Below are 21,666 nucleotides of genomic sequence, written 5' to 3' on the forward strand. Positions count from 1 at the left end.
GTGAAATTAAGACAAATTATTTGACTTCTTTTACTTTTTGTAAATTGAAATAGAATACAACACTGTTAGTCGTATTATACACACCGTATTCGGCATGATGGAGGTCTAAAATGTTTTTTACAATAGATAATCCGAGACCAGTACCTCCAGTGTGACGGCTACGTGATGCATCTAGACGATAGAAGCGATCCCAAATTTTTTCAAGACTTTCTTCAGGGATAGGGTTTCCTGTATTTTCGATTTCGACTTTTACGGTATCTTCTGCCTCTATAATAGAGACTTGTATTTTTTCTCCATCTGGCGTATAACGGATTGCATTACTTAGTAAGTTCACAACTACTTGCTCAATGCGACTGCGATTTGCTTTAACAAGTATAGAAGGGTCTGCATCGATGTTCACTTGTAAATGTTTTTCTTCCATGCTAAATAATAATTTTGTGTAGACTTGTTGCGTTAATTCACCGATTGAGAACGTCGTCATATCTAGTTTGTAAGTACCAGATTCCAACTTTGCTAATTCTAACATTTCAACAATCAGCCTGTTCATATTTTCTGTTTCTTCTAAAATAACATCAGTATAATACGAAGTATCCTTACTAACACCATCTTTAATTCCTTCTGCAAAACTTCTAATTACGCTCAGTGGTGTTTTTAATTCGTGTGACACGCCAGAAATGAATTCTTTTCTTGTTTTTTCCAATTGACGTTCACGTTCAATATCTTGTTGTAACTTTGTATTAGCGACATTTAATCGATCGATTCGATCTTTTAAATTTACAGATAATGTATTGATACTGCCAGAAAGCCCGCCAATTTCATCGTCAGCTGTAACAGGTAATTTCTCGCTGAAATCAAAATTAGCCATTTTTTTTGTAACACGATTTATTTTAATTAATGGCTTAACAATGATTTTTGAGTAGTAGAAGGATAACAAAATAATAACGAGAAACACGATAATTAAGGCATAAACATAATAATCTTTTAAAACGAGCATCGCTTCATTAACAGGCTGCAAAGATGCTATCGCAAAAGCGTATTCTGTAATCCTTCCATTTTCTATAATCGGTTTTACAAAGATACTATTTTTTATATTTTCTCCACCATCTAATATAAAAGTACTTAATTGGTTCGAGTTAGAAGTGCCCTCTCTAATCATATCTGCGAAATATTGAACGGCTTGTAATGTTTCAATATCATTTGCAAGACGAACCTCAGCTTTGGATGGGAGCTGTAACTTAGTTATAACACCTGTAAAGACGATTCGAGTTGTAGATTTGTATCGGCTTGCAAGTCTGTTCTTAGAAGGGTTACCATTAATTGACTGAAAATCCGAATAGAAATGTTCGTTCTGCCATTGATTATAATTCGTTCCTAATTTTTGTGGTGTGATTATATTATTCTCTTGTACGACTCCATCAACATTGATTATTACATCTTTTTTTAAACCTAAATTTTCGAATTTATTATATTCTTCTGGTGTTAAAAGATTATTGAGTGGAATGGAATACTGTTTATTATTGTTGGGATTAAATACATCGATATAGTAATTGTTATCACTTTTAATAATACCGTTAGAATCCAAAAACTGCATATCTGCATTTGTTTTATCATGAAATTCTTGTTTTAGTTTTCTAACCTGCTCATAACTTTTATCACTTTTATCATAATTATCTACGAATTTTTCAAAAGCAGTTTGGACTGTTTTTACTTTCTTATTAATATAAAATTTCTCTAAAAATAGAGATTGTCCTAGGAAAAAAAGTAGGAATATGATTGTAAATAAAGTGGATGTTAATAAAAATAGTTTAAAGACGATACTTCTGTTTTTCACTGCGTCACCTCTTATGAGAAATACTGTAAATGATTTCTTTATCCCGCCTTAACAGGTAATAAGACTCCTACTTCAAAATTCGGCAAATACAAGGGAGTTAGGCGGGAGATCACCTGCCCGTAAAATCCTGATTGGTTCAACTAATAATCAATGGGGAATGGGAAAAATCCCCACTGATTAAAGTTTCACTTTATTATAACAAACGTTACAAGAAAGTAGAGGAGAGAAATCTGTCTCTTTATAAAATAGTTATTTATAAAAAGTCACATAAAAAGAACTCGCCAGACGTATGACAAGTTCTTTAGTGTATTATTGTTGAATTGCTGCATCTAAAGCGATTTCAATCATTTCGTTAAATGTAGTTTGACGCTCTTCAGATGTTGTTTCTTCGCCAGTGAAGATGTGATCGCTAACTGTTAATACAGATAATGCATTTACACCGTATTTCGCTGCTAATGTGTAAAGAGCAGTTGTTTCCATTTCTACTGCTAATACACCGTAATCTCCAAGTTTTTTAACCATGTCCATGCTTTCACGATAAAACACATCTGCTGTTAAAACGTTACCGACACGAACGTGTAATCCTTTTTCAGTTCCAGCATCGTAAGCTTTCTTTAAAAGATCAAAGTTTGCAGCTGGTGCAAAATCAAATCCTGGGAATGTTAAACGGTTCATATTAGAATCAGTACAAGCCGTCATTGCGATAATAACATCACGAACTTTTACATCTTTTTGAATTGCACCGCAAGTTCCAACGCGAATTAAATTTTTAACTCCGTAGCTTTGGATTAATTCGTTTACATAAATAGAAATAGAAGGAACACCCATACCTGTACCTTGAACAGATACACGTTTTCCTTTATAAGTTCCAGTGAAACCTAACATACCACGTACGTTATTATAGCAAGTAACATCCTCTAGAAATGTTTCAGCGATATATTTTGCACGTAATGGATCACCAGGTAATAGAATAGATTCAGCGATTTCGCCTTGTTTTGCTTCGATATGTACACTCATGAAAAGTCCTCCTTATAATGTATTGATAGAAATCAATATCATTTGCATTATACACTACGAATCCTTTCAATTAAAATCTTTTTATTATTTGTAATATGTGCAAAATAGGAGGATTTCATAAATCATAATCTAGAATATATACCTTAAGAAGTTTTGTATGAACAGAGACAATAAAAATGGTAGGTGATGTTTTGAAAAATCTTGTCATTGGACTTATTGCGTTAGTACTTATTGTGGCAGGAGGATTTTACATAAAAAAATATCAAGAAAACGAAGAGACTGTAGGAGATGTTCAGGAAGTAAAGTGGGATGTGTCAAATGGAAAGGGAAATGAGAAAGTAGATATTGTATTTCAGTTGTTAAACAAAAAGAATAATGAAATTCGTGGTGTAAATGATCAAATTCGGGCAGTGATTGTAGATGGACAGTTAAAACACATACAACAAATTAAACCTACATTTGCAGGGAACGGGTCATATAAGTTATCCTCCAAAATAGCGAAAGACGAAGAATATACAATATTTTTATACGAAGATAAAAATAAGTCCGTAGAGTCATTCGCTAGGAAAGATTTTGGTAGAACGAAAGAGGAGAACAATAAGAAAAAAGTGAAATTTCCAATCGACAGTGTACTTACAAAAAAAATAGGAGAGTATGAAGTTTCTCTTTTATTTGGTGCATTACATCCGAATGAACCAGTTACGTTAACATTTCAGTTTCAAGCGAAAAAGGGTGAAAAATTGAAATTACATTCAGAGAGAGGAGAAGTAGAGTCACTCTATATCGTGGATGAAACGAAGGAGAACTTTTTATATGCTATGCCTGTAGATACGGATGAGCAATTACAATACCGGATTACATTTCCTGCCGAGGGCACGTATAAAATGTGGGGGAATTTCTATATAAATGGTAAGAAGTATGAAAAAGAATTTATTGTACAAGTTCAAAAAAGAAAAAACAGCTAAGAATTTAGCTGTTTTTTCTTTTTCCTATTAATTTTGTTACAGAGAGCATTGTAATTGGTAAAGAATGATTCTTCCTAAATGCTAAATATTTACCGCTCCATGCTGGTTTATATTTTTCTTTAAAATGGCGTAATCCGCTGAAACTATACGTATAACGAACGTTATTAAAGATTGCAGCAGCCACTCGTTCAGACCAGAAAGACTGTGTGGATAAACCAACATTTGAAAGTGGTGCCATACCAATATTAAAGGAGTGGTATTCATTTTCTTTTGCCCACTGGAATAAGTGGATGAAAATTGCGTCCATAATGCCGCTAGGCGCATCTGGATAATATCGCATTAAATCGACAGATAATGATCCGTTTTGATATACGGGCATGAATGTTGTGAATGCAATAATTTTTCCATCCGCATCAGATAATGTTGCGATAGGAGCGCGACTAATATATTCACGATCGAAGTATCCGAGTGAAAAACCTTTCTCTTTTTTTCCACCAAGCCATGCATCTGAAACTTTTCTTAACTCTTCATATAATTCGTCGGAGAAAGGTGGCTCATGAATAGAGAATGTATAGCCTTCTCTTTCAAAACGGTTGAAAGTAGCTCGCATGCCAGCACGTTTCTTTCCTGTTATTGTAAAGGTATTTAAATCAACAACAGCTTCTTCACCGAGCTTAAAGAAGTTATAACCAAAATCGTGATATAAACTCATCCATTTACTTTCAATTTGGTAGAATACACAAATGTATCCAAATCGGTCAGCCTCAGCTAAAAACTCTTGCAATACAGTACGATAGGAGGAAGGGTCACCAATTGGATCACCTAGTACAATAAGTCGTTTTCCAGTTATTGAGAAGAGAATGAGTGCTTTTCCATCACTACTGAAAAAGAACTGCTTATCTCCTAAAAAACCTAAATGACTAAGTACATTTCCACCATGTTCATCTAGGAAGTTTTGTAATCTTTTATCATTAGCTGGTTGCCCGGGAAATTCATTTCGATAACGATTTGCAATGAGTGAACCAATTAGTAAAAAAGTAGGAACAAAAAAGGCAGCTGCTAATGCACTTCGTTTCACTTGTGTAATATTACGAACGACAAAATCAGGTTTGAAAGCTTCCTTTGCACCTGCAAATAAAATACCTAAGTTTTTATATAAATATAACGTTACAAGTAGGAATATAAAAACTTTTACGATATCGGAAAGTGAGACTTCCATTTTCTCACGTACAAACCTTTTACGAAGCATATACAATACTGCGAGTACGATTAATAAAATAAACGTTTCTTCAACATCAATTCCTTTTAGTGTATTAAAAATAGCCGCTCCAATTAAAGAAACAATCGTCATATAATAAGAACGTTTTGTTCCGTAATATATCCCCCGTGAAAGAATGAGTAGGAGAATACCGAATGTTAGTGATAAGCTAAAAGAAAATTGAATAAGGTGTTTTGGAGCTAGAATATGTAAGGCGTGTGCCCGATTTATACTTGTCGGTAGAATGGTTGATAAAATAACCATTAAGCCAGCAAATACTGTTAAAGCAGCAGATGCCCAAGAACCTAACTTTCCTAGAAAGTCACGCTGCAAGGTCCATATAACACCAGTTGTCTCTAATGCAGGCGCAATAAAAGGTTTATCTTCAAACTTTTTAATGGCTACTCCTGTCATTTCAAAAGCTGCAAAAATGAGACCAAGGCAGAATGGTAAGATGTAATAGACGAGACGATATAATAACATAGCAGGGAGTAAAACACCTGTATCGATGCCGTATTGCCCAAGCCCAGTTAAGAAGACAAGGTCAAATGATCCAAGGCCACCAGGAACAAGACTAACGACACCAGCTAAAGCAGCAATGACATATACGCCTAAAAACTTTTGGAATTCGATTTCAATGCCAAATAATAATAATATGACGTACATAACAATACCAGCAGATACCCATTCGACTAATGAAACTAATGAGTATAAAACGGTTGGGTTCTTCTCCTCTTCTTCTTGTCCCTCTGTTTGCGTCGCTTTTCTATTTTTTAATTTAGAAAACCCGATATATATAGGAACGAAAAGAGCAAAGAAGATAAGAACAGGCCATAGCCATGGTTTTTCATGCAAAATAAATCTCGTGTCTAATATTCCGATAAGACCAAGAAATGAAAGAATGGCTAATCCATTAATAAAGGCAGTTGTCATCCAAGCGATACTTTTAATAAGTTTTCCATTTTCTTTTATGTATGGACGATAAAGCATTGTGCGTACGCCGGCTCCAACGAGACCACCAAACCCGATAAATCCATTTAAAGTATTAGCAATCCACGAGATACGGAAAATCTTTTGGACAGGAATATCAGCTTTTAAGTAACGAAGCATAACATAGTCATAAAAGAACATTGTTGATACAGCGAATGCACCAAGTGTAATTGCTAAAAAGACTCCTCCAGTTGGAATGTTTTTAATTGTATCAATCGCTTCTAAAAAAGAAATGCCCGCTAATTCTTTTTTTGCTTGAAAGAATACAATTGTTAATACAACAAATGGGAAGATAATTTTCCCGATTTGTAAGAAACGTTTCCATGAAAACGACATAAATACAACTCTCCTTGTGTAAGAAAACTGAGACAATAATATTATTATGACAAACTTCAAGAAAAATAAAAAGGTAAATTCCTGTATAGGGGAGCTATTTTTTATATAGGTATATTTAAAAGAATATTTTGTTTATCAGAAAATTAAGTTAGAATAAGATAAAAGAAGGAGGAGGGGGGAGTATATGATTATAAAAGGTTATGTAGGATATGAGTTAGAAAAAGCGAAACCTAATACATCAGAGGATTTTTTTAACAAATCTGAAGTGACATATATATTAAATGATAAAGAGAAAACTTTTTCGGTTTTATACGTTCGATATTTTGAAGAAGTTTTACAAGAAATTACTCCTTTTGAAGGAAATCCAGTGTATAAAGTAGAAGAAAAAAACATATATTTGCGCGATATTGTAGCGATATGTTGTTTAGTGAAAGATAGGGAGCTTCGTGCGCAAAAACGTTTGTATTTAAATAATATGGAAGAATTTCAACAATATTTTGATGAAGGAACGGTGTTGAAAGTACAAGAAATATTGGCTGAATTACATAAAAATAAAAGAGTAGAAATAGTGTGAAATGGCAAAGGAGAGAGAAAAATGTCTAATTTGATGGTTGAAAATCAAACAGAACAAGTTTCTATATTTTTAGAAGATGCTATTCATTTAATAACCAATTATGTAAATTATCATACGTTGCCTTCTTTATTAGAGGAGACACCGGCAGGGAACGAGCAATATTATAAAGGGTTATTAGCATCAATGAGACGACTTCTCGTTTTTTGCGAAGAAGGACATGATGCATGTTTTGTTTTGTTGAATAGTCAGCCATTTCGAAAAACAGCAGCTGAAAAAATTTTATATAAGATTTACCATCAAGTAATTGCGGAGTTTTTTTCACCGAAGAGTGATTATTGGTATGAAAATAGTCGGTCTGCATATACCGGAAAAAATTCTATCGTTTTTCAACAAACACCACCTGCATCATTGGGGCAAGTGATGAAGAGTTTAGAAGGTAAATTTCAATTGATGCGTGAAGAACTAGAATATTATGAGACGGATTATCAGACAAAGATGTTACACAAATATTGATTGGGGAAAAGAAGCTAAGGTGACTTAGCTTCTTTTCCTTTTGTACAGTTATATAAGGGATTTTCATTGAATATAGTTAAGTGGATAGCATTAGGGAGGTGCAACATGAATCAGCAAGGTGTATTTACAGATTACTTTCATGAAGTAGAAAATTGGTGTGAAAGTGTTCTTCACGTATTAGATAGCCGCGCAATGGAAGTGTATGATGTCCATATGCTTGCTTATAAAATTCAGACGTTGTTAGAGCGTATGAAAGAGCATGAGTATGAAACAGATGCAGAGTTTATGTATGAAATAAGTGATGATGTAGAACACATTCAGCATCACTTGCAGGAAGTATTTATGCAAGAAGAAGAGGAATATGAATTATATGAAAGAGGGGATAGCGAACGAGCTGTTCCAATTGGAGGACATACACTCCCGCCATTACCTTATCCGTATAATGCGTTAGAACCGTATATTTCTAAAGAAATTATGATGTTACACCATGATAAACATCATCGGAGTTACGTGGAAGGGTTAAATAAAGCAGAGAAGATGATGGAAGAAGCGAGAAAAACAAATCAATTTGATTTAATTAAGCATTGGGAGAGAGAAGCGGCTTTTCATGGGTCAGGTCATTACTTACACACGATATTTTGGAATAACATGAAAAAAGACGGTGGTGGAAGTCCAAGAGGTGCTTTTTCACAACAAATCGAACAAGATTTTGGGAGCTTTTTACGTTTCCAAAAACATTTTACAGAAGCGGCCTCTAAAGTAGAAGGTTCAGGCTGGGCAATTCTCGTTTGGGTGCCCCGGTCTGGAAGGTTAGAAATTTTGCAAAGTACACTTCATCAATTATTTACACAATGGGATACGATACCACTCCTTGTACTAGATGTCTGGGAACATGCGTATTATTTACAATACCAAAATCGAAAAGATGAATATATTAAAAACTGGTGGAATGTTGTAAATTGGCCTGATGTAGAAAAAAGGTTTGAAACTGCGAAACAAATTGAATGGACACCATATTAGACGCAAATTCTCTGCGTCTTTTTTAATGAAAGCAGAAGGAAGATTTCGTTCATATTTTAAAAGGCCAAGCATACACTTGTACAAAAAGTGCCAAAAGGACGTGGGGGGAAATATGAGACGAATTTGTGTAATCATTACGCTTCTTATTATGTACGCAAGCGTTATGCCAATTCCTACATATGCAAAGATGAACAGCAATGTCAGTGCTCGAAATGCTGTATTAATGGAGCAACAGTCTGGTCGTGTATTATACGGAAAAGCAGAACATGAACCTCAAAAAATTGCTAGTATAACAAAAATTATGACTGCCTTGTTAGCTGCTGAATCAGGGAAGATGAAAGAAATGGTGTCAGTTAGCAATGAAGCGGTGAGGGTGGAAGGATCAGCAATCTATTTAAAGCCTGGACAAAAAGTGAAGTTAGAAGATTTAGTATACGGACTCATGCTTAGATCTGGTAATGACGCAGCGCAAGTAATTGCTGAAAGTGTGGGTGGGAGTATAGATGGATTCGTATATTTAATGAATGAAAAGGCGAAAGAAATTGGAATGAAAGATACTCACTTCTCAAACCCTCATGGTTTAGATGGAGATGGATCACATTATTCGTCGGCTTACGATATGGCGTTATTAACGAAGTATGCAATGGGAAACGAGTCATTTAAAAAAATCTTTGGAACAAAAACGTATAAATCCGATTCTTGGGATTACCCGTGGAAAAATAAACATAAGTTGGTAACGTCTTATTATGAATTTGCAACAGGAGGAAAAACAGGCTTTACGAAGAAAGCAGGAAGAACGCTTGTTACAACGGCATCAAAAGATGGACTAGATTTAATTGTCGTAACTTTGAGTGCTTCTAGTGATTGGGATGATCATATGAATCTATTTGACAAAGGATTCGAACGTTTCAAGCAAACGAAAGTTTTAGGACAAGGAGCAATTGCTGAAATAAATGAAAAGAAGTATGCCAACCATGTTTATACGAAAAATAGTTTTTCCGTGCCGTTAACTGAAGAGGAAAGAAAGAACGTGTTATTAAAAGTTGAACTGGATAAAAGTATAACGCTTGAGGATGGAGTAAAGGTTGGAAAGACAGATGTTTATGTTGGCAATGAGAAAGTTGGAGAACGGAATTTATTTTATAGTAAACGGAAGTTAGTAGCTACAACGGGACTTTACTGGAATAATGTGAAAGAAATTTTTTCTTACATGATAGGTGTTGGGAACGATGGTTAATCTCGTATGGGTAGCGATGGCTGTCATTGGGATTGTATACGCCATGATAAATGGAACGATGGAAGAAGTGAATAAGGCTGTATTTGACGGAGCAAAAGATGCAGTAACGATTTGTATAGGACTTATTAGTGTTTTAGTATTTTGGCTTGGTTTAATGAAAATTGCAGAGGAAGCCGGATTGTTAAAAAAATTAGTTTCGCTTTTTATGCCGATAGTAAAAAGGTTGTTTCCAGAAATACCAAAGGACCATCCGTCCATGGGATTTATTCTATCAAATATGATGGCAAACTTTTTTGGTCTAGGTAATGCAGCAACCCCTCTTGGTATTAAAGCGATGGAACAACTAAAAGAGTTAAATGGAGGAAAGGATTCGGCGAGCCGTTCTATGGTGACGTTTCTAGCATTAAATACATCAGCTATTACATTAATTCCTACGACAGTCATTTCAATTCGAATGACGTATGAATCAGCCAATCCTACTGAAATTGTTGGGGTAACATTTATTGCACAAGTACTTTCTATGATTGGAGCGATTTGGATTGACCGCTATTTTTACCGAAGAAGGAGTAGAAAGGGGCGGAAAAAATGAGTATTGTAAATACAATTTCCTTATGGGTAATCCCTTGTGTAATTGGTTTTATCCTTTTATATGGCACGATAAAGAAAGTGCCGACGTATGAATCGTTCGTTGAGGGAGGAAAAGAAGGGATTCAAATTGCAATTTCCATTTTACCGTTTATGGTTGGAATGCTTGTTTCTATTTCTATATTCCGATCTTCAGGTGCGCTAGATGCAATGATATCAGTAATGAAGCCAATGCTAGATTTAATTCATGTTCCAGCAGAAATCGTTCCATTAGCACTAATACGCCCTATTTCAGGTTCTGCTGGTCTAAGTATTACGACTGATTTAATTGCCACATATGGGCCAGACTCATTCATTGGGAGATTAGCTTCTACGATGCAAGGGAGTACAGATACGACTTTTTATATTTTAACAGTATACTTCGGAGCTGTTGGTATTAGAAAAATGGGAGATGCATTAAAAGTAGGTCTTTTTGCAGATTTAATCGGAATTATTTGCTCGATTGTCTTTGTTTCCCTATTGTTTCAGTAAAGCTATTCATTTTTTATGCTATTTCGCGTATAATACGTATACGACCACTATTAAGGTGTAGCTTAATAGTGGTTTTTTTATGTGGTATTTTTGACAAAATGATGAACTTTTATTGTGAGAAATATGAAAAATATGGACAATAATAAAGGATAAAAACATGATTTGACCTTTATATGTTTAATATCATCGCTATGTTGTTTAAGTGAGATGGAGCGAATAACCGTAAAGCGTATGCGGTTGCCAAGTCTTTCTAATGTAAGGTAAGATAAATTCGAGGTGAAAAAAAGAAATGGAACGATTACAAAAAGTGATTGCGCAAGCAGGTATTGCATCGAGAAGAAAGGCTGAGGAATTAATTCAGCAAGGAAAAGTGAAAGTTAACGGAAAAATAGTGAAAGAGTTAGGAACAAAAGTAACTCCTCAAGATAAAGTAGAAGTAAATAACATCCCTCTTGAAAAAGAAGAACCTGTTTATTTTTTACTATATAAACCAACTGGTGTAATTTCAAGTGTATCAGATGATAAAGGTAGAAGTGTTGTAACAGACTTTTTCCCTGAAATTACACAACGTTTATTCCCAATCGGACGTCTAGATTATGATACGTCAGGAGTATTATTAATGACAAACGACGGGGACTTCGCAAATATATTAATGCATCCTAAATATAAAGTTGAAAAAACGTATGTTGCAAAAATAAAAGGCCCATTAACAGGTGAGAAAATTCGCATGTTAGAACGCGGTGTTGCACTAGAAGACGGTAAAACAGCACCAGCACATGTGAAAATTATTTCTTGGGACAAGCGTAAAGAAATGGCTATTGTACAATTAACAATTCATGAAGGACGTAACCGTCAAGTACGTCGTATGTTTGAAGCGTTAGACTGTAAAGTAGTGAAATTAAAACGTGAACGTTATGCTTTCTTAGAAGTAGGAAGCCTGCGACCTGGTGATGCGAGAGAATTGACACCACATGAGGTGAAACAATTACGCGCGCTTGCTTCTACAAAGCCAAGATAAGCTATAGAGTTAAAAATTCACCAGTGGAGTGCTCTGCTGGTGATTTATTCAATACAACATTTACAGAAGATAATACATAACATTTACCGAGGAGAGGAGAGGTAATATGAAGAAAAATCGCTTATTATTTCGCGTTATTATTCTACTCATTTTATGTGGTGCTGTAGGATTTACCCTTTATCAAGGATTCTTTGCTAATAAAGAGAAAATGCAAATCGGAAAAGAAGCACCTAACTTTGTTGTGACGGATTTAGAAGGGAAGAAAATTGAACTAAAAGATTTAAAGGGAAAAGGTGTATTTTTAAACTTTTGGGGTACGTGGTGTAAACCTTGTGAAAAAGAAATGCCTTATATGAATGAATTATATCCAAAGTATAAAGAAAAAGGCGTTGAAATCATAGCGTTAGATGCGGATGAAACGGATATTGCAGTAAAGAACTTTGTGAACCAATATGGTTTGAAATTCCCAGTTGCTATTGATAAAGGACAAAAGATTATAGGAACATATGGAGTAGGTCCATTACCGACAAGCTTTTTGATTGATAAAGATGGAAAAGTAGTGGAGCAAATTATAGGTGAACAAACGAAAGAACAGTTAGAAGGGTATTTAAAGAAAATTACTCCGTAATAAAGAAAGCCTTTACATAAGAGGTGCGTGTCTATAGTGCCTCTGGTTTAAAAATTCTGAGTATTGCGGTAACTCGAGGTTAGAATATACAATAGTACATATAGAGACAGGGGCGGTGAGAGTGTTGAAAGAAATTAAATGTGAATGTGGACATGTTAATCCGATAGGAACCGTTTTTTGTGAAGCTTGCGGGAAACCATTTGAAAGCAATGAAAATGCAAAACTATTGGATATGCGCTATGAGGGGAGTGCACGGAGATCTCTCACGCAAACAAAAACGATAGTCGATAAAATTTGGAGCTTTTTCTCTTCTGTAAAAGTGGGTGTATGGCTAATCGTAATAACTTTAGCTGCATCAGCGATAGGAACTATTTTTCCGCAAGAAATGTACATAACTCCAGGGATTGCACCAGCTGAATATTATAAACAAGAATACGGATTTTTAGGGCAATTATACTATCAATTAGGATTTAATAATTTATACGGTTCATGGTGGTATATGATTTTGATTGCTTCTATCGGTATTTCACTTGTGATATGTAGTTTAGACCGCGTTATTCCACTTTATAAAGCTTTAAAAAAGCAAGGCGTAAAAAGACATCCTAGCTTTTTAAAGAGACAGAGATTATATGGGACTGGTACACCGAAAGATGGTGACCTGGAAAGAGTGCAAAAGAATTTAAAGAAAAGAAACTATAACGTGAAAGTGGAAGACGGAAACGTTTTAGCAGAAAAGGGACGCTTCTCGCGTTGGGGTCCATATGTAAATCATATCGGTCTTATTATCTTTTTATTCGGTGCGATGCTTCGTTTTTTACCGAGTATGTACGTAGACGAAGCACTTTGGTTACGTGATGGTGAAACGAAAGAAATACCAGGGACGGATGGACAATACTACTTAAAAAACGAGAAATTTATAAAAGAAGTTTATGATAAAAGTAAGGACAAGGAAGTTTTTGAGGAAGCGATTGATCGTGTAGGCGATAAAATGATTGCGAAAAACTTTCAAACGAATGCTGTATTATATAAAGCTGTGGGCGAAAATATAGCAGGGCAAAAACCAAAGTTGGAAAAAGTAAAAGAAGCGGAAATTCGAGTAAATGAACCACTGAAATTTGATCAATTTGCAGTGTATCAAGTGGATTATAAAGAAAGTGAATTTAAAAGTATGTCCTTCAACTTGCAAAATAAAGAAAATAATCAAAAATGGGGACCGATTAAAGTAGATTTAACGAATCCTAAGGAAAAATATGATTTAGGAAATGGTTATTCTCTAGAACTATTAAGCTATTTTCCTGATTTTTATTTCGATGAGAATGGAAAACCAAATACAAAAACGAAATTACCGAACAATCCTGCATTTGTATTTAAAATGTTTACACCTGAAACACTAGATGGTGAAGTGAGTTTTGTTGGTATTCAGCAAAATATAGAACCTGATGGAAACAACAAATATAAAATGTCGTTTGCAGGTGTTGAAATGCAAAATGCAACAGCACTTACTGTAAGAAAAGATTTAACGCTTTGGATTCTCGGTATTGGAGGGTTTATATTTATGGTTGGTGTCATTCAAGGTATGTATTGGAATCATCGCCGTATTTGGATACAACGTGTTAATGATGAATGGTGGATTGCAGGGCATACGAATAAAAATTGGTTCGGTTTAAAGAAAGATATTGAAAGAGTAATAGAAGGTACAGCAATTCCACAGCCAAATGATAAAGTAATCGATAAAAAAATTAGTTAAGGTGGGGAAACGATATGGTGCAAATAAGTAGTAACTTTCTCTTTACCGCATTTATTTTATATTTAATTGCGACTCTATTTTTTGGTGGAGCCATTAAAGAAAAGGGTCATAAATGGGCAAATGTAGGAATAACAATTACAATTTTAGGGTTTATAGCACAAACAGTATATTTTGTTACAAGGTGGATCGCATCAGGGCATGCACCAGTTAGTAACTTTTTTGAATTCGGTACATTTTTCGGCATGATGCTTGTAGGAGCATTTATTGTAATGTATTTTATGTACCGTGTAAGTATAATTGGACTATTTGCATTACCAGTTGCGCTTTTATTAATTGCCTATGCAAGTATGTTTCCGAGGGAAATATCTCCGCTTATTCCATCTTTAAAAAGTAATTGGTTACATATTCACGTGACGACTGCAGCAGCAGGACAAGCAATTTTAGCGATTAGTTTTATTACGGGCGTTATGTATTTATTAAAAAATGTAGATCAATCAACGAGAAGTAAACGGACATTTTGGCTAGAGACGGTAGTATTTACACTTGTTTGTACAGTTGGATTTATTGGAGTAACAACGGTATTTTCTAGTATGAAATATGAAGCGAAGTTTCAATGGGTTGATAAAAATGAACAGCAACTGGAAATGAAGTACAATCTTCCGGCTTTAGTTGGACCGCATGAAGGGAAGTTACTGACAGAAAATAAATTAGAACCGGCAGTTGAAGTTCCAGCGATTGTAAATGCGAAGAAATTAAATACTGTTATTTGGTCAGTGTTAGTTGGAACGTTACTTTATATTGTATTAAGACTTGTTCTACGGAAGCGAGTATCGGCAGCACTTCAGCCGTTAGTAAAGAATACGAATAGTGATTTACTAGATGAAATCGGATATCGATCTATTGCAATTGGATTCCCAGTTTTCACATTAGGAGCGTTAATTTTTGCAATGATTTGGGCTCAAATAGCGTGGACGCGTTTTTGGGGCTGGGATCCGAAAGAGGTTTGGGCACTTATAACGTGGCTCTTTTATGCTGCAGTACTACATTTACGATTATCTAAAGGGTGGCATGGAGAGAAATCAGCTTGGCTTGCAGTAATTGGTTTTGCAATTATTATGTTTAACTTTATTGTAGTAAACTTAATTATTGCCGGTTTACATTCATATGCATAGAGAAATAAAATAGGAGAGTGCATGTCACTTTCCTATTTTATTTTTGTCAACTTTTCTTCTTTTTTGAGAAAAACATGACAAAGTAGCGGTTGATTTTGTAAAATGATGTCGAGGACATTATATACTGTTCAAAAAAAATACATAGTTTTGGAAAAAAATTGAACAAAATTTATTATTCTTGTGAAGCATAATATGGGAAGTGAAACATTTAGAAGATTGCTTAAATAAACGAGAATAGCGCAACATAATAGTAAAGAAGGGTAGGTGTGAACCGCTGAAGTGAGAGTACGCAGCGGGTAGAGATGGAAAATGAATCAAGAATTTTAATTGTAGATGATGAGGATCGTATTCGTCGTTTATTGAAAATGTACTTAGAAAGAGAACAATACACAATTGAAGAAGCAGATAATGGTGATACAGCTTTAGAAATGGCGTTACAAAATGATTACGATTTAATCTTATTAGATCTTATGATGCCTGGTAAAGATGGCATTGAAGTATGTAAAGGGGTTCGTGAGAAGAAAGCGACACCAATTATTATGCTGACAGCAAAAGGTGAAGAAGTAAATAGAGTACAAGGATTTGAAGTTGGAACAGATGATTATATTGTAAAGCCATTTAGTCCACGTGAGGTCGTGCTACGTGTGAAAGCGGTATTACGTCGTGCTGTACCAACAACATTCTTTACACAAGATACAACGACAAAAGATGTTACTGTATTCCCGCACTTAACAATTGACAACGATGCACACCGTGTTACTGCAGATGGTAATGAAGTAAACTTAACGCCGAAAGAATATGAGTTACTATTATTTTTAGCGAAAGCTCCTGATAAAGTATTCGATCGTGAGCAACTGTTAAAAGAAGTATGGCAATATGAATTCTTCGGAGATTTACGTACAGTTGATACACATGTAAAGCGTTTACGTGAGAAGTTAAGCAAAAAATCACCAGATGCAGCGAAAATGATTGTTACTGTTTGGGGTGTAGGTTACAAATTTGAGGTTGTGAACGACTGATGCTTTGGAGAAGTGTAGTAGGGAAGTTATGGATGACCATATTACTTCTCGTTTCGTTTGTTCTTGGATTTGTTGCGATTTTACTTTCACAGTTTTTTAGAACGTATTATGTTGATATGAGTGAAGCTAGGCTTCAAAAAGTCGCAACAAGTGTTTCAGAGTTAATTGAAGAAGGTGCCGATGTAAAAACGATTGAGAATATCGCTTACAAATTCTCTGATCCACTTTCAAGGATTATTATTGTAGAAGATGGTAAAGAAATCTCTTCTTCACCGAAACAAGAAGGCTTAGTCACTCTTACAATGGATGACTTAAAAGAAGATAAAGAATTAGCGGCTGTGTTTACAGACAAAAAAGAAATTAAGAATAACATTAGAAAAGCCTCTAATAGTAGAAAGAATAAAAATACTGAAAATGATATTATGATTGTCGGAAAACCAGTGCAATCAAAAAATCAAAGTGCAGTGTTTGTGTACGAATCTTTACAAGTGCCGATACAAGGTATGGAAAGAACGACTGATTTTATATTCTTATCAGCAGGGATTGCGATTATATTAACAACTTTCTTTGCATTCTTCTTATCTACTCGAATTACAGCACCACTTCGTAAAATGCGTGAGGTTGCTTTTGAAGTGTCGCGTGGGAAGTTTGATGCGAAAGCCCCTATGGTATCTCAGGACGAGATTGGTGAGCTTGCAACGGCCTTAAATCAAATGGGGAAACAGTTGAAGTTTAATATGAATGCCCTGCAGCAAGAGAAAGAACAGTTAGCAAGTATTTTGAGTAGTATGGCAGATGGGGTTATTACATTAAATCAAGAAGGTGAAGTTGTAGTAATCAATCCGCCGGCTGAACATTTCTTACAAGTTTGGCAAGAAGAAAAAGAGATAGAGCTCAGTAAAAAACTGCCTTCTGAACTTGTTGAACTATTCCATCTCGTTGTAGAAAGCGAACAACAACAAGTTGTTGAAATTAATTTACAAAAAGGGAACTATGTAGTTCTTATGACGCCGCTCTACAATCAAACGAAAATTCGCGGGGCTGTAGCAGTACTGCGAGATATGACGGAAGAACGTCGTCTTGAAAAGATGCGTCAAGACTTTATTGCGAATGTATCGCATGAACTTCGTACACCGATGGTCATGCTGCAAGGGTATAGTGAAGCAATTTTAGATGATATTGTGCAAACGAAAGAAGAAATTAATGAGTTTGTTCAAATCATTTATGATGAATCCGTTCGTTTAGGTAAACTTGTAAATGAATTATTAGATTTAGCACGCATGGAAAGTGGTAATGTAGAGTTACATATAGGTGAAGTGGACATACATCCGTTTGTTGAAAAAATTGGTCGTAAATTCCAAGGGATTGCAAAGGATAAAGAAGTTGAACTAACAGTTGATTTCAAAAATCCAATTGAACAATACCCGTTTGATGCAGATCGTATGGAACAAGTATTGACGAATTTAATTGATAACGCAATACGTCATACGAACGCAGGCGGACATGTAACACTTGTAATTGATACGAAAAATAATGGTCTCATTTTTGAAGTACAAGATTCGGGCGTTGGTATTCCAGAAGAAGATATTCCATTTTTATTTGATCGTTTCTATAAAGCTGATAAAGCAAGAACACGTGGGAAAAAAGGTGGAACAGGACTCGGGCTTGCGATTGCGAAAAATATTGTTCAAGGCCATGATGGTAAAATTTCTGTATCAAGTGTTGTTGGAGAAGGAACTACATTCTCTGTCTATTTACCGAATCGTATAATTTAGATATACGTTTTTAAAGTTGATAATGAATAAAGTTCTGCTGTTTTTTATTTTTTTGTAAACTCAATTAAATAAAGAATGGTAGAACTTTTTTCTATGTTGCTCGAATAAAGAATAACAAGAGAGGTGCTGTGAAGAAATGAAATTATATACAAAAACAGGAGATAAAGGAACGACAAGTGTAATAGGTGGTAGGGTTGATAAAGATGATATCCGTGTGGAAGCGTATGGAACAATAGACGAGGCGAATTCTCATATCGGATATGCAATGACTAAACTACAAGGCGGGCCTTTCGGAGATATTTACAATGAACTTGAAACGATTCAACATGAACTATTTGATTGCGGGGGAGACTTGGCGATAGTAGGTGAGAAGATACCTTATAAAGTAAAAATTGAAATGGTCGAAAACTTAGAAAGTAGGATTGATTCGTATATAGAAGAAGCACCGCCGCTAGAGCGCTTTATTTTACCAGGTGGAAGCGAGTCGGCAGCTGCTATTCATATTGCACGTACAGTTGTAAGGCGAGCAGAACGATGTATCGTGTCCTTACAAAAAGAAGGAAAAATAAATGAAGTTGTTCTAAAGTATGTAAATAGATTATCTGACTATTTATTTGCAGTAGCTAGAGTAATAAACGCTCGATTACAAGTAAAAGATGTAGAGTATAATCGCAGTGCAATCGTTTTTCGTGATAAGAAAGAGAAGGAAGTGGAGTGATTCACTTTCTTTTTTGTATACTTTTTTCTGTAATATACCAAAATAGAGAAGGTATGGTGGTAATTAGAAAACGGAGGATGTATATGAAAGTTTTAAAATACGGCGTTATGTTATTGACAGTACTGTTTTTATCTCAATTACATGTGTACGCAGAGGGAAATCAATGGGCATGGCCTGTTGAAGGACAGATAAGTGATTATTTTGGGACAAGACACGGAAAACACTACGGTATAGATATAGCGGCACCGATCGGCACGCCTGTGTCAGCTATTCAAGAAGGGAAGGTAACAAAGTCTTATTATTCAAGTAGTTATGGAAACGTTATATTTATTAAACATGGAGAATATGAGGCTGTGTATGCACATTTAAATAAGAGATATGTAGTTCAAGGGGATTATATTTCAAAAGGAGAAAAAATTGGAGAAGTAGGGAACACGGGAGAATCGCGAGGTGCACACTTACATCTAGAACTTCATCAAGGAAGATGGACGATGGCGAAAAAGAATGCGATGAACCCATTGCTTGTTTTAAGTGAACAAAGAAATGAAGTTGTTTCTTCATCATTATATGTCGTACAAAAAGGGGATACTTTAGTTAGTATTGCACGGAAATTTAGTATGACACTTAAGGAAATTAAAGAAAAAAATGGATTGCAGCAAGAGCTAATTTATCCTAATCAACAATTATATGTTAAGTAAAGGCAACGTCTCAAAAATTAAACTTTGAATATTCTTAAATAAGGTTCAATGTAAATGAAATTATATGGGCGCTTCTCCTAGAAGTATTGAGTGAATTAGAGTATCTATATTTAAAAGAAAACCGTCCCAAAATTTATTTTGGGACGGTTTCTTTTACCAAAAAATAAAGACACATATAAATCCAGAAATAGCTAAATAGCTATATAAGTAAAAAACTTTTGTTCTTGTTTTCTCTTTTGTTCGAAACAGTACGATAGTCGGTTCAATTAAACCGATTGTCAAACAAAGTAGGCCAAGAAGCATACAACCAATCGAAATAGAATACAGAGCGATTTGTGGTGCTTGAAATGGAATCATCCATTTTAATAAAAATGCAATAAGTGCAGTGTAACAAATGCTACCGATGTATTTATTCAGTGGTGTATTAGAACGAAAGCCAGGAAGTTTTTTTAAGAAAGAGCGGGAAACAACTTCTGTTTGTAAAGATGTATGCTCTTCAATAATTTTTTGAGCTTCTTTTCCTTTTTGAAAAAGAGATAAGATCCAATTTCGCTCACCCTGAAAAATAAATTGAGAAGTTGTCAAATAGTGATCAATCTTCACTTTACTCCAACTCTTCCACGGATGACGCTCACACAATTTTAATTTACTTTCTGTTTTCTTATCATACTGATAAATACTGATGCCATCTTCATCGAAAGTAGCATAGTATGTCTCGTTTGAGAATGTGCCTAAATCAATTGGGCAGTAGAAAAGTAATTCTTTTTTTAAGTAAAAGTATTCTTTTCTTAAGTTTTTTTTCATTGCTTCTCGAATAGAATGTCTCTTTTCTTTTTTCATGACATTTCCTCCATAACTCAGAAAATGTTCTTATCTTAACAATTCAATATCTTATCACTTTTAATTATATATGACTAGGTAATTCAAAAGAGAAATGCCGAATAATAAAAAATATGGATTGTATTGTAAAATATTTCGCAATTCATTTGTTGTTACGAAAAATAAATAACTAATTTTAAATAAGTTACAATTTTTTAGTTCACAATGTTATGAGGTTGTTGTATAATGAAGGGGAAAATAGAATATCGGTCTATCTTCGGGGCAGGGTGAAAATCCCGACCGGCGGTGATGAACTATTTATGATTTTGTTCTAAGCCCGCGAGCCGTTAAGGCAGGATTTGGTGTGATTCCAAAGCCGACAGTATAGTCTGGATGGGAGAAGATGGAGGTTCAAGCGTTCAAAAAAGATATGGATTTGAACGTCTGTTTGATGTGCCTTAAATTCTCCCTTTGTGTAAAACACAAAGGGTTTTTTCGTTCTATGAAAAAATAGGCATAGCAGAACCTTTCCACTTTCCATGAGATGATCGATGGAAAAGGAGAGAGAAAGATGAAACAAAAAAACAGTGTAGTGCAGATGGTGAGTGTAGCGATGCTAAGTAGTATTGCATATTTACTAATGATGTTGGATTTCCCGTTCCCAGGGCTTCCGCCATTTTTGAAAATTGATTTTAGTGATGTACCAGCTCTAATTGCAGCAATTATCTTTGGACCAGTAGCAGGAGTGATTGTAGAGGCGATAAAGAACATTTTACATTACGGGATTCAAGGAAGTTTAACAGGAGTACCAGTTGGAGAAATTGCAAACTTTATTGCAGGATGTTTATTTATTGGACCAGCAGCTTTCTTATTTAGAAAGTATCGTACTGTGAAGAGTTTAACGACAGGATTAATGCTAGGGACAATTACAATGGCACTTATTATGAGTGTATTAAACTACATCATCATATTCCCGGCTTACACTTGGTTTTTAAATTCACCGGCTATGTCTAGCGAAGCTATCAGAACAACGGTTGTAACGGCAATCTTACCATTTAATTTAATTAAAGGAATTGTTGTAACAATTGTATTTGTAGCATTATTCTCACGCCTGAAAGTATGGATGTTTGCAAAAATGAAAAATGCATAATATATATTAAAACCATTAGTAGTGTGGAACTACTAATGGTTTTTTATTAAGGAAAATAAAATTTA

Annotated in this window: 20 protein-coding genes and 1 riboswitch; of the genes, 16 read left to right on the forward strand and 4 right to left on the reverse strand. The window is 34.9% G+C overall.

All coding sequences use genetic code 11. From position 1 onward, the window contains the following. Positions 1 to 16: 16 nt before the first annotated feature. Both OXT04_RS00755 and deoD read right to left on the reverse strand, forming a co-directional pair. Positions 17 to 1,831: a sensor histidine kinase gene (locus tag OXT04_RS00755; RefSeq protein WP_000797514.1), complete on the reverse strand. Its 1,815-nt coding sequence runs from the start codon at positions 1,829 to 1,831 to the stop codon at positions 17 to 19. A 309-nt stretch (positions 1,832 to 2,140) separates the two neighbouring features. Next, positions 2,141 to 2,848, reverse strand: coding sequence for a purine-nucleoside phosphorylase (gene deoD / locus OXT04_RS00760; RefSeq protein WP_000110707.1), 708 nt, complete (start codon positions 2,846 to 2,848; stop codon positions 2,141 to 2,143). Between the two features lie 176 nt (positions 2,849 to 3,024). Between deoD and OXT04_RS00765 the strand changes: the two genes are divergently transcribed. After that, on the forward strand, positions 3,025 to 3,813 hold the full coding sequence (locus tag OXT04_RS00765) for a hypothetical protein (RefSeq protein ID WP_000232602.1): 789 nt from the start codon (positions 3,025 to 3,027) through the stop codon (positions 3,811 to 3,813). 4 nt (positions 3,814 to 3,817) lie between these two features. Here OXT04_RS00765 and mprF read toward each other — a convergent pair whose 3' ends face one another. After that, on the reverse strand, positions 3,818 to 6,397 hold the full coding sequence (gene mprF, locus OXT04_RS00770) for a bifunctional lysylphosphatidylglycerol flippase/synthetase MprF (RefSeq protein WP_000010853.1): 2,580 nt from the start codon (positions 6,395 to 6,397) through the stop codon (positions 3,818 to 3,820). 184 nt (positions 6,398 to 6,581) lie between these two features. Between mprF and OXT04_RS00775 the strand changes: the two genes are divergently transcribed. The 14 genes from OXT04_RS00775 to OXT04_RS00840 all read left to right on the forward strand — a co-directional run bounded on the left by OXT04_RS00775 (position 6,582) and on the right by OXT04_RS00840 (position 19,632). After that, positions 6,582 to 6,971 carry a hypothetical protein gene (locus OXT04_RS00775; protein WP_267412612.1) on the forward strand — a complete coding sequence of 130 codons (390 nt, stop codon included), beginning with the start codon at positions 6,582 to 6,584 and terminating at the stop codon, positions 6,969 to 6,971. 21 nt (positions 6,972 to 6,992) lie between these two features. Continuing rightward, the gene (locus OXT04_RS00780; RefSeq protein ID WP_000067551.1) at positions 6,993 to 7,484 is read left to right on the forward strand and encodes a YpuI family protein; all 492 of its coding nucleotides are present in this window, start codon (positions 6,993 to 6,995) and stop codon (positions 7,482 to 7,484) included. Between the two features lie 105 nt (positions 7,485 to 7,589). Further along, complete coding sequence (locus OXT04_RS00785; protein ID WP_001075742.1) at positions 7,590 to 8,504, forward strand: superoxide dismutase; 915 nt, start codon at positions 7,590 to 7,592, stop codon at positions 8,502 to 8,504. 112 nt (positions 8,505 to 8,616) lie between these two features. Next, positions 8,617 to 9,741 carry a D-alanyl-D-alanine carboxypeptidase family protein gene (locus OXT04_RS00790; protein ID WP_001252626.1) on the forward strand — a complete coding sequence of 375 codons (1,125 nt, stop codon included), beginning with the start codon at positions 8,617 to 8,619 and terminating at the stop codon, positions 9,739 to 9,741. Beyond that, complete coding sequence (spmA, locus tag OXT04_RS00795; protein ID WP_000247810.1) at positions 9,734 to 10,330, forward strand: spore maturation protein SpmA; 597 nt, start codon at positions 9,734 to 9,736, stop codon at positions 10,328 to 10,330. Before OXT04_RS00790 ends, spmA begins: the two co-directional genes overlap by 8 nt. Further along, a complete protein-coding gene (spmB, locus tag OXT04_RS00800; protein WP_000029514.1) occupies positions 10,327 to 10,857 on the forward strand; it encodes a spore maturation protein SpmB in 531 nt (176 codons plus the stop codon). Before spmA ends, spmB begins: the two co-directional genes overlap by 4 nt. A 289-nt stretch (positions 10,858 to 11,146) precedes the next feature. Then, entirely contained in the window at positions 11,147 to 11,875 is a 729-nt protein-coding gene (gene rluB, locus OXT04_RS00805; RefSeq protein WP_000440553.1) for a 23S rRNA pseudouridine(2605) synthase RluB, read from the forward strand. Between the two features lie 106 nt (positions 11,876 to 11,981). Next, on the forward strand, positions 11,982 to 12,503 hold the full coding sequence (resA, locus tag OXT04_RS00810) for a thiol-disulfide oxidoreductase ResA (protein WP_000742194.1): 522 nt from the start codon (positions 11,982 to 11,984) through the stop codon (positions 12,501 to 12,503). Positions 12,504 to 12,624: 121 nt separating this feature from the next. Further along, positions 12,625 to 14,250: a cytochrome c biogenesis protein ResB gene (resB, locus tag OXT04_RS00815; RefSeq protein WP_267412613.1), complete on the forward strand. Its 1,626-nt coding sequence runs from the start codon at positions 12,625 to 12,627 to the stop codon at positions 14,248 to 14,250. 14 nt (positions 14,251 to 14,264) lie between these two features. Further along, entirely contained in the window at positions 14,265 to 15,422 is a 1,158-nt protein-coding gene (gene resC / locus OXT04_RS00820) for a cytochrome c biogenesis protein ResC (protein ID WP_000250087.1), read from the forward strand. A gap of 302 nt (positions 15,423 to 15,724) precedes the next feature. Further along, on the forward strand, positions 15,725 to 16,441 hold the full coding sequence (gene resD / locus OXT04_RS00825) for a DNA-binding response regulator ResD (RefSeq protein WP_000426861.1): 717 nt from the start codon (positions 15,725 to 15,727) through the stop codon (positions 16,439 to 16,441). Continuing rightward, positions 16,441 to 18,216, forward strand: a complete 1,776-nt coding sequence (resE, locus tag OXT04_RS00830) for a sensor histidine kinase ResE (protein ID WP_000964683.1) — start codon at positions 16,441 to 16,443, stop codon at positions 18,214 to 18,216. The genes resD and resE overlap by 1 nt, the downstream gene beginning before the upstream one ends. Before the next feature lie 136 nt (positions 18,217 to 18,352). Further along, positions 18,353 to 18,934 (forward strand): cob(I)yrinic acid a,c-diamide adenosyltransferase, encoded by a 582-nt coding sequence (locus OXT04_RS00835; protein ID WP_000781271.1) that lies wholly within the window; start codon positions 18,353 to 18,355, stop codon positions 18,932 to 18,934. Between the two features lie 83 nt (positions 18,935 to 19,017). Beyond that, complete coding sequence (locus OXT04_RS00840; protein ID WP_000866228.1) at positions 19,018 to 19,632, forward strand: peptidoglycan DD-metalloendopeptidase family protein; 615 nt, start codon at positions 19,018 to 19,020, stop codon at positions 19,630 to 19,632. A gap of 153 nt (positions 19,633 to 19,785) precedes the next feature. Here OXT04_RS00840 and OXT04_RS00845 read toward each other — a convergent pair whose 3' ends face one another. After that, positions 19,786 to 20,472 carry a hypothetical protein gene (locus tag OXT04_RS00845; RefSeq protein WP_000711798.1) on the reverse strand — a complete coding sequence of 229 codons (687 nt, stop codon included), beginning with the start codon at positions 20,470 to 20,472 and terminating at the stop codon, positions 19,786 to 19,788. Positions 20,473 to 20,720: 248 nt separating this feature from the next. Then, a riboswitch (FMN riboswitch) is annotated at positions 20,721 to 20,860 on the forward strand. 162 nt (positions 20,861 to 21,022) lie between these two features. On the opposite strand from OXT04_RS00845, the gene OXT04_RS00850 reads away from it, so the two are divergent. Beyond that, positions 21,023 to 21,601, forward strand: coding sequence for an ECF transporter S component (locus OXT04_RS00850; protein ID WP_267412615.1), 579 nt, complete (start codon positions 21,023 to 21,025; stop codon positions 21,599 to 21,601). Positions 21,602 to 21,666 lie beyond the last annotated feature (65 nt).

It is taken from the genome of Bacillus sp. GC_Bacil_1 (genome assembly GCF_026540675.1).
GTDB lineage: Bacteria > Bacillota > Bacilli > Bacillales > Bacillaceae_G > Bacillus_A > Bacillus_A cereus.

Bases quoted from the DNA above. Each gene is read 5' to 3' on its own strand.
- OXT04_RS00835 (WP_000781271.1), top strand. From the start codon at position 18,353: ATGAAATTATATACAAAAACAGGAGATAAAGGAACGACAAGTGTAATA.
- OXT04_RS00775 (WP_267412612.1), top strand. From the start codon at position 6,582: ATGATTATAAAAGGTTATGTAGGATATGAGTTAGAAAAAGCGAAACCT.
- resC (WP_000250087.1), top strand. From the start codon at position 14,265: ATGGTGCAAATAAGTAGTAACTTTCTCTTTACCGCATTTATTTTATAT.
- OXT04_RS00780 (WP_000067551.1), top strand. From the start codon at position 6,993: ATGTCTAATTTGATGGTTGAAAATCAAACAGAACAAGTTTCTATATTT.
- OXT04_RS00790 (WP_001252626.1), top strand. From the start codon at position 8,617: ATGAGACGAATTTGTGTAATCATTACGCTTCTTATTATGTACGCAAGC.
- mprF (WP_000010853.1), bottom strand. From the start codon at position 6,397: ATGTCGTTTTCATGGAAACGTTTCTTACAAATCGGGAAAATTATCTTC.
- rluB (WP_000440553.1), top strand. From the start codon at position 11,147: ATGGAACGATTACAAAAAGTGATTGCGCAAGCAGGTATTGCATCGAGA.
- resE (WP_000964683.1), top strand. From the start codon at position 16,441: ATGCTTTGGAGAAGTGTAGTAGGGAAGTTATGGATGACCATATTACTT.
- spmB (WP_000029514.1), top strand. From the start codon at position 10,327: ATGAGTATTGTAAATACAATTTCCTTATGGGTAATCCCTTGTGTAATT.
- OXT04_RS00850 (WP_267412615.1), top strand. From the start codon at position 21,023: ATGAAACAAAAAAACAGTGTAGTGCAGATGGTGAGTGTAGCGATGCTA.
- OXT04_RS00840 (WP_000866228.1), top strand. From the start codon at position 19,018: ATGAAAGTTTTAAAATACGGCGTTATGTTATTGACAGTACTGTTTTTA.
- OXT04_RS00785 (WP_001075742.1), top strand. From the start codon at position 7,590: ATGAATCAGCAAGGTGTATTTACAGATTACTTTCATGAAGTAGAAAAT.
- OXT04_RS00765 (WP_000232602.1), top strand. From the start codon at position 3,025: ATGGTAGGTGATGTTTTGAAAAATCTTGTCATTGGACTTATTGCGTTA.
- deoD (WP_000110707.1), bottom strand. From the start codon at position 2,848: ATGAGTGTACATATCGAAGCAAAACAAGGCGAAATCGCTGAATCTATT.
- OXT04_RS00845 (WP_000711798.1), bottom strand. From the start codon at position 20,472: ATGAAAAAAGAAAAGAGACATTCTATTCGAGAAGCAATGAAAAAAAAC.
- spmA (WP_000247810.1), top strand. From the start codon at position 9,734: ATGGTTAATCTCGTATGGGTAGCGATGGCTGTCATTGGGATTGTATAC.
- resD (WP_000426861.1), top strand. From the start codon at position 15,725: ATGGAAAATGAATCAAGAATTTTAATTGTAGATGATGAGGATCGTATT.
- resA (WP_000742194.1), top strand. From the start codon at position 11,982: ATGAAGAAAAATCGCTTATTATTTCGCGTTATTATTCTACTCATTTTA.